The sequence below is a fragment of the Mycobacterium angelicum genome, assembly GCF_002086155.1.
Classification (GTDB): domain Bacteria; phylum Actinomycetota; class Actinomycetes; order Mycobacteriales; family Mycobacteriaceae; genus Mycobacterium; species Mycobacterium angelicum.
This window is the reverse complement of sequence record NZ_MVHE01000035.1, coordinates 1-12952: the sequence shown is the minus strand read 5'-3', so window position 1 is coordinate 12952 and position 12952 is coordinate 1. Positions and strand designations below refer to the sequence as shown.

Annotated in this window: 8 protein-coding genes; 4 read left to right on the top strand and 4 right to left on the bottom strand. The window is 67.8% G+C overall.

All coding sequences use genetic code 11. The features are described 5' to 3' along the window. Positions 1–431 precede the first annotated feature (431 nt). Complete coding sequence (locus tag BST12_RS18655; RefSeq protein ID WP_083114619.1) at positions 432–1607, top strand: NAD(P)-dependent malic enzyme; 1176 nt, start codon at positions 432–434, stop codon at positions 1605–1607. Then, positions 1604–2449: a glycine betaine ABC transporter substrate-binding protein gene (locus tag BST12_RS18650; protein ID WP_083114618.1), complete on the top strand. Its 846-nt coding sequence runs from the start codon at positions 1604–1606 to the stop codon at positions 2447–2449. The genes BST12_RS18655 and BST12_RS18650 overlap by 4 nt, the downstream gene beginning before the upstream one ends. A 3-nt stretch (positions 2450–2452) precedes the next feature. On the opposite strand, the gene BST12_RS18645 is transcribed toward BST12_RS18650, so the two are convergent. From BST12_RS18645 to BST12_RS18630, 4 genes are all read right to left on the bottom strand, one after another. Beyond that, positions 2453–3286, bottom strand: coding sequence for an SDR family NAD(P)-dependent oxidoreductase (locus BST12_RS18645; protein ID WP_083114617.1), 834 nt, complete (start codon positions 3284–3286; stop codon positions 2453–2455). A gap of 79 nt (positions 3287–3365) precedes the next feature. After that, positions 3366–5153 (bottom strand): PE family protein, encoded by a 1788-nt coding sequence (locus BST12_RS18640; protein WP_083114654.1) that lies wholly within the window; start codon positions 5151–5153, stop codon positions 3366–3368. Between the two features lie 103 nt (positions 5154–5256). Further along, a complete protein-coding gene (locus BST12_RS18635) occupies positions 5257–8943 on the bottom strand; it encodes a multifunctional oxoglutarate decarboxylase/oxoglutarate dehydrogenase thiamine pyrophosphate-binding subunit/dihydrolipoyllysine-residue succinyltransferase subunit (protein ID WP_083114616.1) in 3687 nt (1228 codons plus the stop codon). A gap of 136 nt (positions 8944–9079) precedes the next feature. Continuing rightward, positions 9080–9871, bottom strand: coding sequence for a hypothetical protein (locus BST12_RS18630; protein ID WP_083114615.1), 792 nt, complete (start codon positions 9869–9871; stop codon positions 9080–9082). 102 nt (positions 9872–9973) lie between these two features. Here BST12_RS18630 and BST12_RS18625 point away from each other — a divergent pair, with 102 nt between their 5' ends. Both BST12_RS18625 and BST12_RS18620 read left to right on the top strand, forming a co-directional pair. Continuing rightward, entirely contained in the window at positions 9974–11698 is a 1725-nt protein-coding gene (locus BST12_RS18625) for a DHA2 family efflux MFS transporter permease subunit (protein WP_083114653.1), read from the top strand. A gap of 537 nt (positions 11699–12235) precedes the next feature. Further along, positions 12236–12952 (top strand): PE family protein (locus BST12_RS18620; RefSeq protein WP_139801767.1); only part of this gene is annotated, 717 nt, incomplete at its 3' end.

Below are 12952 nucleotides of genomic sequence, written 5' to 3'. Positions count from 1 at the left end.
CAATCATTGCGGCCGCAGGCGCGGAGTGTGAAGTCGAGGCTTGGTACCCGGCCTACCGGGTAAACCGCTGCGGTAGACCGCCCCGAATCGAGCCGAGCAGCACTGTGCCAACTGACCCAAGGCGATTGCCAAGATCACCGAGCGCATCGATCGAGTCGACCTTCGTCGCCGCTCGGCTGCGCCAGCGGGTCACCAAGTGACCTGGCTCGCGCGCCGCCGGAGTCGCGATGGCGTTCAAGCTCATCGAACGATCCGACGAACCAGCAGGCGACCAGCAAGTCGCGTAACACGCCGATCCACCGGGCTCGACTATTCCTCCCAGGAAATCCACGATTTGATCAAAGACATAGACAATGCATTTCTTCGGCAACCGTCGGCCCGCCCGCTAACCCGTCGGTCTGGACGGGATCAGGCCACGTACCCTCGAACCCGTGCCAAAAATCGACCCACCGACACCTAACGCCATCGGAAACGACGAGATCTTCGACGCCCACGTAGGCGGCAAGCTTTCGGTAGCGCTGCAGGCACCGCTGGACACCAAACGCGCCCTGTCGATCGCCTACACCCCGGGCGTAGCCCAGGTGAGCCGCGCGATCGCCGCCGATCGCACCCTGGCTGCCCGCTACACCTGGGCGAACCGGCTGGTGGCCGTGGTCAGTGACGGCAGCGCGGTACTGGGCCTCGGCGACATCGGGCCGGCGGCGTCGCTGCCGGTGATGGAAGGCAAGTGTGCACTGTTCAAGCAGTTCGCCGGCCTGGACGCGATCCCGATCGTGCTGGACACCAAGGATCCCGACGAGATCGTCGAAACGCTGATCCGCCTGCGGCCGACGTTCGGCGCGGTCAATCTCGAGGACATCTCGGCGCCGCGCTGCTTCGAGATCGAACGACGTGTCATCGAAGCGATGGACTGCCCGGTGATGCACGACGACCAGCACGGCACCGCGATCGTGGTGCTGGCCGCGCTGATGGGCGCCACCAAGTTGCTCGGCCGGGACATGTCCTCGGTGCGGGTAGTGGTTTCGGGAGCCGGGGCGGCAGGTGTCGCATGCACGAATCTCCTTATGGCCATGGGAGTTTCGGATATCACCGTGCTCGATTCGCGAGGCATCCTGCAGGCCGGGCGCACCGACATGAACAGCGTGAAGGCCGATCTGGCGCAACGCACCAATCCCGACGGTCGCACCGGCGGGCTGATTCAAGCGCTCGACGGAGCCGACGTGTTCCTCGGGCTGTCGGGCGGTGTGGTTCCCGAAGAATGCATTGCCACCATGGCGCCGGACGGAATCGTGTTCGCGCTGTCCAACCCCGACCCCGAAATCCATCCCGAAATCGCGGCCAAGTACGCGGCGGTGGTGGCCACCGGCCGCAGTGATTTCCCGAACCAGATCAACAATGTGCTGGCCTTCCCCGGAGTGTTCCGTGGGGCGCTGGACGCCGGAGCGCGCCAGATCACCGAAAAGATGATGGTGGCCGCCGCGGAGGCGATTTACTCCGTCGCCAGCGACGACCTCGCGCTGGACCGCATCGTCCCGAGCCCACTGGATCTGCGGGTGGTGGAAGCCGTCGCGGCGGCGGTGGCCTTCGCCTCAGACACCGCGGGGTGAGAATCCTCAGGCTGGCGGCCCCGTTGCTGGCCCTGCTGCTCGCGGTGGCCGGTTGTGCAGCTGAAAGCCAGCGCTCCGAGCTGGTGGTGGGATCCGGGCCGGACGCCCAGTCGAAGTTGCTGGCCGGCATCTATGTCGCTGCGCTGCGGTCCTACGGCTTTGCCGCGCGCCCCGCATCCGCGGCCGACCCGATGGCGAAACTGGACTCCGGGGCCTTCACCGTCGCCCCCGCCTTTACCGGCCAGGTATTGATGAGTTTGCAGCCGGGCGCATCGGCGCTGTCTGACAAGCAGGTCTACCAAGCGATGAATTCCGCGCTGCCCGAAGGTGTGGCCGCCGGCGACTACACCACCGCCGCCGAGGACAAGCCCGCGCTGGTGGTAACCGCGGCCACCGCCCAGGCCTGGGGCGGCAGCGATGTGAACCTGCTGCCGCGCCACTGTGACGGACTCGTGGTCGGCAGCATCAGTGGCGCCGCCCCGCCATCGGGAGTGGGGACTTGCCGGTTACCCGCGCCGCGTGAATTCCCTGACGACACAAGCATGTTCGTCGCACTGCGGGGCGGTGAGCTGACCGCGGCGTGGACCACCACCGCCGACCCGGCCATCCCCGCCGACCTGGTGGTGCTGGCCGACGGGAAGGACGCGCTGATCCGCGCGGAGAACGTGGTTCCGCTCTACCGGCGCAACGCCCTGACCGACCGGCAGTTGCTGGCGATCAACGAAGTGGCCGGCGTGCTGGACACCGCGGCGCTGACCGACATGCGCCGCAAGGTGGCCGCCGGCGCCGACCCGCAGGCGGTGGCCGGTGCGTGGCTGGCGGAGCATCCGCTGGGGCGTTGACGCTCAGCGGTGCGCAGCGGGGACCAACCGGCCCAGCACCGGCATGAACAGCCGCTGGTATCCCGAACCGGTCAACCGCACGACGATGTCGAGCACCTTGGCGTCCGGACCGACCAGGACCCGCGCCTTGTTCTTACGCACCGCGGCCAGAATGATCTTCGCCGCCCGCTCCGGGCTGGTGTGGGCCACCCGCTTGTCGAACAGTTTGGCCAGCTCCTCAGCGTCCAGGCCTTCGGCGGCGGTCGCGTTGCGGGCGATTGACGTCTTGATGCCGCCGGGATGCACGGTGGTCACGCCCACCGGATGGCCGGCCAGGATCATCTCCTGGCGCAGTGCCTCGGTGAAACCGCGGACGGCGAACTTCGCCGCGTTGTACGCCGCCTGCCCCGAGCAGGAGAACAGCCCGAAGACGCTGGACACATTGATGACGTGGCCGTCCCCGGAGGCGATCAGGTAGGGCAGGAATGCCTTGGTGCCGTTGAGCACGCCGCCCCAGTCGACGTCCATCACGCGGTCGATGTCTTTGAATTGGCAGACCTCGACGTCGCCGGTGTGGCCGATGCCGGCGTTGTTATAGATCTGGTTCACCTTGCCGAAGTGTTCGTTGACCGCGTCGGCGTAGGCGAGGAACGCCTCGCGTTCGGTGACGTCGAGCCGGTCGGCCTTGACCGGCGCGCCGATCGCCTTCAGCATTTTCTCGGTTTCGGCCAGTCCTTCGGTGTCGACGTCGCTGATTGCCAGCTTGGCGCCGGAGCGGCCCAGCTCAAGGGCCAGCGCCCGTCCGATGCCTGATCCGGCGCCGGTGACGACGGCGACCTTTCCGGCGAACCCCTCCATGAACAGCCTCCCTAGTTCGTTGCGATCGAGGTTAGCCGGTACCGGTGGTCCCGCTTACCACGGGGCCGAACAAAAAGCGTTAGCCGTGCTGACCGGAGTTGCCGTTGACACCCGCGATGCCGTCGATGCCCGGGGCACCAGACTTCGTCGACCCAGAGCCTCCGATGGCGCGGTCTCCAAATGCACCGCCGTCTCCGCCGGAACCGCCGATGCCACCCTGACCGCCGTTGCCGCTGGCGCCCGACTGCCCGAAAAACCCGCCGGAGCCCCCGACTCCGCTGCCGCCGCTGGCGCCGCCATTGCCACCGGTGCCGCCGTTGCCGCCGTTGCCGCCGTCGCCGCCCGCGCCGCCGTCGCCGTCGCCGGTTGTGGCCGTGCCCTGACCGCCGGTGCCGGCGTTACCCCCGCCGGCCCCGTCGCCGCCGACGCCGCCGGTGCCGCCGATACCGGCGTCGCCACCATGCCCGCCGTTACCGAAAAGTCCGCCCGCACCGCCGGCTCCGCCCGTACCACCCGCGCCCCCGTTTCCGCCGTTGCCGCCGTTTCCGCCGTTGCCGCCGTCACCGCCCGCACCGCCGGTCGCGGACACGGCGGCGGCGTCGGCCAGCCCGCCACCGCCACCAACGGCGCCCTGGCCGCCGACTGCGCCGGCACCTCCGATGCCGCCGGTGCCGCCGGACCCGCCGGCACCGCCGTTGCCGATCAGCAGACCGCCGCGCCCACCGTTGCCGCCGGCGGCACCGACGCCGCCGACGCCACCAGACGCGCCGGTCCCGCCGTCGCCGCCTAGGCCGCCGTTACCCCCGAACGCGGGGCCTCCGGCGTTCGAAATGGCTTGCCCGCCGTTGCCGCCGGTGCCCCCGGCGCCGCCGAACGCGATTCCGACGGTGGCGTCGCCACCCGAACCCGCTGTGGCAGTACCCGATTGGGTGACCGCCCCGCCGCCATCGCCACCGGACCCGCCGATGCCGCCGACTCCGCCGTTGCCGCCGTTTCCGGCGGTAGCGTTCCCGCCCGTCGAGCCGGCGGAGCCGCCGAGGCCGCCGCTGCCCCCCACGGCGGCGAAGGCGCCGTCGGCGCCGCCCTGACCGCTGGTGGCAATGGCATCGCCGGCGCTGTTGACATCGATGCCCCTGGTCCCGGTAGCGGCTTGGCCGTTGATCGCGGGGTTGACGCCGTCGGCCCCGGTGACTCCCGTGCCGCCTTGCCCGCCGGCGCCACCGTTGCCGAACAGCAAGGCATTGCCACCGCTGCCGCCGGCAGCGCCGGTCCCGCCCGCGCCGCCGGCGCCGCCGTTGCCGTACAGCAGCCCGCCGCTGCCTCCGTTGCCGCCGGCCGCGCCGGCTCCACCGGCCCCGCCGTTGCCGCCGCTGCCGAGCAATCCGGCGCTTCCACCGTTGCCGCCTGCCTGGCCGGCCACGCCGTTCCCGCCGTTGCCGCCATTGCCGAACAGCAAGCCCCCGGCCCCACCGGGCTGCCCGGGGCCCCCGTTTGCGCCGTTACCGATCAGCGGACGGCCCAGCAGCGTTTCGGCGGGCGCGTTGACAACTCCCAGCACACCTTGCTCGAGCGTCTGCAACGCCGACGTGTTGGCGGCTTCAGCGCTCGCGTAGCTACCGCTTGCTTTGCTCAAGAGCTGGGCGGATTGCGCCTGGGCGGTCAACAGCTGCCTGCTGAGCGCCTGATAGGCCTGCCCATGCTGGGAAAACACCGCCGCGATCGCGTGCGACACTTCGTCGGCGCCGGCGGTCAGCACTCGGGTGGTGGGCGCGGCCGCGAAGTTCGCCGCGGTGAGGCGCGCCAGAATATCGTCCAAATCCCTTGCCGCGGAATCTAACAGCCCCGGGACCACCATCGTGTATGACATCAACACTCCCAGTTGTGTTGGCTCACCTCGCGAGCGTGCGCAAAATACCGGCCGACGCGGCGTGTCGTTGTACAGACGCGCACGCTCGCCGAGAGGAGGGGGGTTAGGTGAAGGCGGTGTCCAGGATTTCCTGCTGCTCGACGGCGTGCACCTTCGACGAGCCCGACGACGGCGCCGACATGGCCCGGCGGGAGATCCGCTTGATGCCGCTGAGCTTTTCGGGCAGCACCTCCGGCAGCGTGAGCCCCAGCGACGGCCACGCGCCCTGGTTGGCCGGCTCCTCCTGCACCCAGAAGTACTCGCTGACGTTCTCGTAGCGATCCAGCGTCTCGCCGAGCCGGCGCCGCGGCAGCGGCGCAAGCTGTTCCAGCCGCACGATCGCAATGTCGTCGCGCTTGTCCTTGGCCTTTCGCGCCACCAGCTCGTAGTAGAGCTTTCCGCAGGTCAACAGGATGCGGGTGACCTTGCTGCGGTCGCCGATGCCGTCCTCGTAGGTCGGTTCCTCCAGCACCGAGCGGAACTTGATCTCGGTGAAGTCCCGCACGTCGCTGACCGCGGCCTTGTTGCGCAGCATCGACTTGGGGGTGAACACGATCAGCGGACGCATCACCCCGTCCAAGGCGTGCCGGCGCAACAAGTGGAAGTAGTTCGACGGGGTCGAGGGGACCGCGATCGTCATCGAACCCTCGGCCCACAGCTGCAGGAAGCGTTCGATCCGGCCCGAAGTGTGGTCTGGCCCCTGGCCCTCGTGGCCGTGCGGCAGCAGCAACACCACCGTCGACAACTGCCCCCACTTGGCCTCACCGGAGCTGATGAACTCGTCGATGATCGACTGCGCGCCGTTGACGAAGTCGCCGAACTGCGCCTCCCACAACACCACGGCCTCCGGGTTGCCCACCGTGTAGCCGTACTCGAAGCCCACCGCGGCGTACTCCGACAGCGGTGAGTCGTAGACCAGGAACTTGCCGCCGGTCGGGGTGCCGTCCTTGCTGGTTGCCAGCAGTTGCAACGGGGTGAACTCGACGCCGGTGTGGCGATCGATGATCACCGAATGCCGCTGGGAGAAGGTGCCGCGCTTGGTGTCCTGGCCGGACAGCCGCACCAGCTTGCCTTCGGCCACCAGTGAGCCCAGCGCCAGCAGCTCGCCGAACGCCCAGTCGATCTTGCCTTCGTAGGCCATCTCCCGGCGTTTCTCCAGCACCGGCTGCACGCGCGGGTGCGCGGTGAACCCGTCGGGCAGGGCCAGGAAAGCGTCGCCGATCCGGGCCAGCAGCGACTTGTCCACAGCGGTGGACAGCCCGGCCGGAATCATCTGGTCGGCCTCGACCGACTCGCTGGGCTGCGCGCCGTGCTTTTCCAGCTCGCGGACCTCGTTGAACACCCGCTCCAGCTGGCCCTGGTAGTCGCGCAGCGCGTCCTCGGCTTCCTTGATGGAGATGTCGCCACGGCCGATCAGGGCTTCGGTGTAGCTCTTGCGGACCCCGCGCTTGTTGTCGACGACGTCGTACATGGACGGGTTGGTCATCGACGGGTCGTCGCCCTCGTTGTGGCCGCGCCGGCGGTAGCACAGCATGTCGATGACGACGTCCTTCTTGAACCGCTGCCGGAAGTCCACCGCCAGCCGCGCCACCCACTCGCAGGCTTCCGGGTCGTCGCCGTTGACGTGGAAGATCGGTGCCCCGATCATCTTGGCCACGTCGGTGCAGTACTCGCTGGACCGCGAATACTCCGGCGCGGTGGTGAAGCCGATCTGGTTGTTCACGATGATGTGGATGGTGCCGCCGACGCGGTAGCCGGGCAGGTTCGTCAGGTTCAGCGTCTCGGCAACCACACCCTGGCCGGCGAATGCGGCGTCACCGTGCAGCATCATCGGCACCACCGAGAAACGCTCTTCGCCGCCGCCGTCGATCAGATCCTGCTTGGCCCGAACCAGGCCCTCCAGCACGGGATCCACTGCTTCCAGGTGCGACGGGTTGGCGGTCAGCGAAACCTGAATGTCGTTGTCGCCGAACATCTGTAGATAGATGCCGGTGGCGCCGAGGTGGTATTTGACGTCGCCGGAGCCATGCGCCTGGGACGGGTTGAGGTTGCCCTCGAACTCGCTGAAGATCTGCGAGTAGGGCTTGCCGACGATGTTGGCCAGCACATTGAGCCGGCCGCGGTGCGGCATCCCGATGACCACTTCGTCGAGGCCGTGCTCGGCACACTGGTCGATGGCCGCGTCCATCATCGGGATCACGCTTTCGGCGCCTTCGAGCGAGAATCGCTTCTGCCCAACGTATTTGGTCTGCAGGAAGGTCTCGAAGGCTTCGGCGGCGTTGAGCTTGCTCAGGATGTACTTCTGTTGTGCCACAGTCGGTTTGACGTGTTTGGTCTCAACCCGCTCCTCGAGCCATTCCTGTTGTTCGGGGTCGAGGATGTGGGTGTACTCCACGCCGATGTGGCGGCAGTAGGCGTCGCGCAGCAGGCCGAGGATGTCGCGCAGCTTCTTGTACTGCGCGCCGGCGAAGCCGTTGACCTTGAACACCCGGTCGAGGTCCCACAGCGTCAGGCCGTGGGTGAGCACCTCGAGGTCGGGGTGACTGCGGAACCGGGTGGTGTCCAACCGCAGCGGGTCGATGTCGGCCATCAGGTGACCGCGATTGCGGTATGCCGCAATCAATTCCATGACGCGGGCGTTCTTGTCGACGATCGTGTCGGGGTTGTCGGTGCTCCACCGGATCGGCAGGTACGGAATGCTCAGCTCGCGGAAGATCTCGTCCCAGAACGCATCCGAGAGCAGCATCTCGTGGATGGTGCGCAGGAAGTCGCCGGACTCCGCACCCTGGATGATGCGGTGGTCGTAGGTAGAGGTCAGGGTGATCAGTTTGCCGATGCCAAGTTCGGCGATGCGCTCCTCGCTGGCGCCCTGAAACTCCGCCGGGTACTCCATGGCCCCGACGCCGATGATGGCGCCCTGGCCGGCCATCAGCCGAGGCACCGAGTGCACGGTGCCGATGGTGCCGGGGTTGGTCAGCGAAATGGTCACGCCGGCAAAGTCTTCGGCGGTCAGCTTGCCGTCGCGCGCGCGCCGGACGATGTCCTCGTAAGCGGTGACGAACTGCGCGAAGCGCAGGCTTTCGCAATCCTTGATGCCGGCCACCACCAGTGAGCGCTTGCCGTCCTTGCCCTGCAGGTCGATTGCCAGGCCGAGATTGGTGTGCGCCGGTGTGACGGCATTGGGCTTGCCGTCGACCTCGGCGTAGTGCCGGTTCATGTTCGGGAACTTCTTGACCGCCTGCACCAGCGCGTAACCCAGCAGGTGAGTGAAGGAGATCTTGCCGCCGCGGGTGCGCTTGAGCTGGTTGTTGATCACGATCCGGTTGTCGATCAGCAGCTTGGCCGGGACGGCGCGGACGCTGGTCGCGGTCGGGACGTCCAGCGACGCGGACATGTTCTTGACGACGGCTGCCGCGGCGCCGCGCAGTACCTGCACCGCGTCGCCCTCGGCGGGCGGGGGAGTGGCCACTTTAGCGGCCGGCTTAGCTGCCGGAGCCGCCGGAGCCGCCGGAGCCGCGGTAGGCGCGGCAGGCGCGGCCTTCGCGGCCGGGGTGCCGTTACCCGCGGGAGCGGCAGCCGGGGCCTTGGCCGGGGCAGGTTCGGGAACCGCGTCGGTCGTCGAGTCGGGGTTGTAGTCAACCAGGAACTCATGCCAGCTCGGGTCGACCGAAGAGGGGTCGTCGCGGAACTTGCGATACATCTCCTCGACCAGCCACTCGTTTTGCCCGAATGGTGAACTTATGTTGGCCACGGCCGCTGTTCGCCTCGATTCTTTTGTCCTGCGACTGCTTGCATCCCGGTTGGCTGGGCACGTCACACCCGACGCGGTGACCCATAAAGGCTATCGCTTCGCCCGGGATCCGCCAGACAGACCGAGCAACCCTGCGCTAGCTGGCGTCGCGAACCGGCGGCAGCACGCGCAAGGTGACCGGCCAGCGCGCCGGCGGCGCGCCGAACGCCGATCGTGCATTGCGCACGATCTTGCGGCCCACCAGGCGGTTTCCGATCGCACCCACGATCGCGCCGATGCCCACCGGCAACAGCTTGCCGAACATCAGCGCGCCGCGCTTCAGCGCGAACCGCTTGACGAAGTACTTGAGCATTTTCGAGTTCAGCTTCGAGACCGCCGGCAGCGGCAGCGAGGCCATGCTTTCCGACACCCAGCCGCCGGTGGTGCGGCCCGAACCGATCACCTCGGCCACGGCATTCTTGCCGCTGTCGCCCACCAGCACCGCCAGCACCAGGGCGCGGCGCCGCTCCCGGTGGTCGAGTGGAATCCCGTATACCGAGGCCAGCGCCAGCACCAACAGCGCGGTGGCTTCGAGGAACACCGCGGTTTCGCCGGCGGCCGCAGACAATGCCGCGATGGTGCCGATCCCGGGGAAGGTCGCCGCGGCACCGACGGCGGCGCCGCTGGCCGTCACCACCGACACGAACCGCTTCTCCAGCTTGGTGACGATCTCGGCGGGGCTGGCCCCGGGGTGAGCGCGGCGCAAACGGTCGACGTAGGCCTCGGCGGCCGGGCCCTGGATCCGCGAACTGCGTTCGATGACCTGCGCCAGGGCGCGGGTGGAGGCTTTGGCCCGGCCCGTGGTGGCGGCCAGCTCCGTGTCCAGCTCAGCCTTGCGCTCAGACTTGACCCGAGTGCTGCTCCAAGACCGGCTTCGTCGAAGGCTCATATTCTCTCCTGCCAATGGCGTCCCTTTAGGCTAACGCCCGGTTGACGAATAGCCGGAATAATGCAGGCTGGACAACGGCCGGCGACGATGCGAGGTGTGTTTATGACCACGGCGACCAGCCGCGCGGCCGGCGACAGCAACGCCTGGCACGCGCTGTGGGCGATGATGATCGGCTTCTTCATGATCATGCTCGACTCGACCGTCGTCGCCATCGCGAACCCGACGATCATGGCTCAGTTGCACATCGACTACGACACCGTCGTCTGGATGACCAGCGCCTATCTGCTGGGGTATGCGGTGCTGCTGTTGGTGGCCGGCCGGCTGGGTGATCGGTTCGGCACCAAATACCTGTACCTGATCGGCTTGGCGGTGTTCACCGTGTCGTCGTTGTGGTGCGGTCTGTCGGGCAGTGCCGGCATGCTGATCGCCGCGCGGGTGGTGCAAGGGGTGGGCGCCGGACTGCTCACTCCGCAGACGTTGTCGACGATCACGCAGATATTTCCCGCCCAGCGCCGCGGGCTGGCGATGAGCGTGTGGGGCGCCATCGCCGGCGTAGCCAGCCTGGTCGGGCCGTTGGTCGGCGGGCTGCTGCTGGACAGCCTGGGCTGGGAATGGATCTTCTTCGTCAACGTGCCGATCGGCGTCGTCGGCCTGGTGTTGGCGTTCTGGCTGCTACCGGTGCTGCCCACCCAGGCGCGTGGGTTCGACTGGCTTGGGGTGGCGTTGTCGGGGGCCGGCATATTTCTGATCGTCTTCGGACTGCAACAGGGCCAGTCCGCCCATTGGGAGCCCTGGATCTGGGCGGTGATCGTCGCCGGCGTGGGGTTCATGTCGGTGTTCATCTATTGGCAGGCGCTCAACCGGCGCGAGCCGCTGATCCCGTTGCGCATCTTCCGCGACCGCAACTTCACGCTGTCCAACGCCGGGGTGGTGGTCATCGGGTTCGCACTGACCGCGGGGATGCTGCCGCTGACGTTCTACATGCAGTCGGTGTGCGGCTTGACGGCCACTCGCTCGGCCTTGCTGATGGCGCCGATGGCGATCAGCAGCGGGCTGATGGCGCCGGTGGTGGGCATGCTCGTCGACCGGGTGCATCCGCTGCCGCTGCTCGGTTTCGGTTTTTCGCTGCTGGCGATCGGGCTGACCTGGCTGGCGTTCGAGATGGATCCGGCCACGCCCATCTGGCGAGTGGTGTTGCCGTACTGCGCGATCGGCGTGTCGATGGCGTTCGTGTGGACGCCGCTGGCCACCACCGCGACCCGCAACCTGTCGTTCGATGTGGCCGGCGCGAGTTCGGGCGTTTACAACGCCACCCGGCAGCTGGGCGCGGTGCTCGGCAGTGCGAGCATGGCCGCGTTCATGACCTCGCGGATCGCCGCCGAGGTGCCGGGAGCCGGGACGGACGGCGGATCACCCGTGCGGGACAGCACCACGGTGCAACTGCCCGAGTTCCTGCGCCAGCCATTCTCCGATGCGATGGCGCAATCGACGTTGCTGCCCGCGTTCATCTCGTTGTTCGGGATCGTTGCGGCGCTCTTTCTGGTCGGCTTCACAGGTTCGGTGCGCGCCGGCGGGTCTCGCGCTTCTGCCGGCTACGACGACTCTGCCGATGGCTGTGGCGACTCTGTCGATGGCTATGGCGACTATGGCGATTATGACGACTATGGCGATTATGACGATGCCTACGACGACGACGCCTATGTCGAATTCATCGTTCATCGTGATAGTCCCCGGTACGAACAGGTCCCCCACAACGGTTCCCGCGTCGATGACGCCTTGTTTGACCGCCCGGTCGGCGGGGGTGCGCTGCCGCCGGCCGCGCGCTGATCCGCGTCGCCGGGCCCGAATACGTCCATTGCAAACTTTTTCGTGCGGCAATTTACGGTAAAGGTTTGTGCAGGATGTCGAAAATGCACCGGGGCAGCGTTCCGGCGTGCCGAAAAGAATGACGGCGCCGGCGCGGTATCCCGTGCAATAGTGGGCCGTCGCCGTCGAGGTGCGGCCCAAGTAGCGACTTCTCAAGTGCGCCAGTGAAATTCCCACTGCGCAGACGATGTCGATGAGCGGACTGGATGGCCCCGGCGGAGGCTGCTGACCAGGCCGGTTCCGGCCGGCTGGGGGTCTTCGCGGTGTGGGCGGGACTGGGCACTTTGTCCATGTCGCGGGCAAATCGCGACTACCGGCTGCAACAGTGCATGCCGGCGGGCCGCATCCCCGGGTGTAGCCGAAATTGTGCACGGCGCCCGGGAAAATGAATTGAAAATGAAATTGGCCATTTTAATTTCCAATAACCGTGGATTTTCGTTAGAAGCTGCGCGAATACTGTCCGAAGGCCAAATCGGGTCCGAGTGATGGGAGCCGCTGATGTCGTCTTACGTGATCGCCGCACCGGATGCTCTGGCGGCAGCGTCGCAGGAATTGACCGGGCTCGGGTCGGCGATCCGGGCTGCCAACTCCGCGGTGGCGGCCTCCACGACCCAGGTGTTGGCCGCGGGCGGCGACGAGGTGTCGGCGGTCATCGCCCGGCTATTCGGCAGCTATGGACAGGACTATCAGGCGTTCAGCGCGCAGACGGCGGCCTTTCATGAGCAGTTCGTCCGGGCGCTTGCGGTCGGCAGCAGTGCCTACGCGACGGCCGAAGCTCTCAACGCGTCACCGCTGCAGACCATCGAGCAGCTCATCCTCGACGTCATCAATGCGCCCACCAATATCTTGCTCGGGCGGCCGCTGCTCGGGAACGGCGCCGATGCCGCGCCGGGGAGTGGCGGACGCGGCGGAGACGGCGGGATTTTGATCGGCAACGGCGGCAGCGGTGGATCCGGGGCAGTCGGTCAAGCGGGCGGACGCGGCGGGAACGCCGGTTTGTTCGGCTGGGGCGGTGTCGGCGGGGCCGGCGGCACCGGCGCTCCGGGCATGGCCGGCGGACCCGGTGGGAACGGCGGTTCAGGTGGCTTCCTCGGCGGCAACGGGGGCGCCGGCGGCATAGGCGGCGCCGGCGGGGCGGGCGGCATCGGCATGAACGGCGGCTCCGGCGGCACCGGGGGTAACGGTGGAGCCAATCAGGCATTGCTGGGGTGGGCC

Bases quoted from the DNA above. Each gene is read 5' to 3' on its own strand.
- BST12_RS18645 (WP_083114617.1), bottom strand. From the start codon at position 3,286: ATGGAGGGGTTCGCCGGAAAGGTCGCCGTCGTCACCGGCGCCGGATCA.
- BST12_RS18640 (WP_083114654.1), bottom strand. From the start codon at position 5,153: ATGTCATACACGATGGTGGTCCCGGGGCTGTTAGATTCCGCGGCAAGG.
- BST12_RS18630 (WP_083114615.1), bottom strand. From the start codon at position 9,871: ATGAGCCTTCGACGAAGCCGGTCTTGGAGCAGCACTCGGGTCAAGTCT.
- BST12_RS18625 (WP_083114653.1), top strand. From the start codon at position 9,974: ATGACCACGGCGACCAGCCGCGCGGCCGGCGACAGCAACGCCTGGCAC.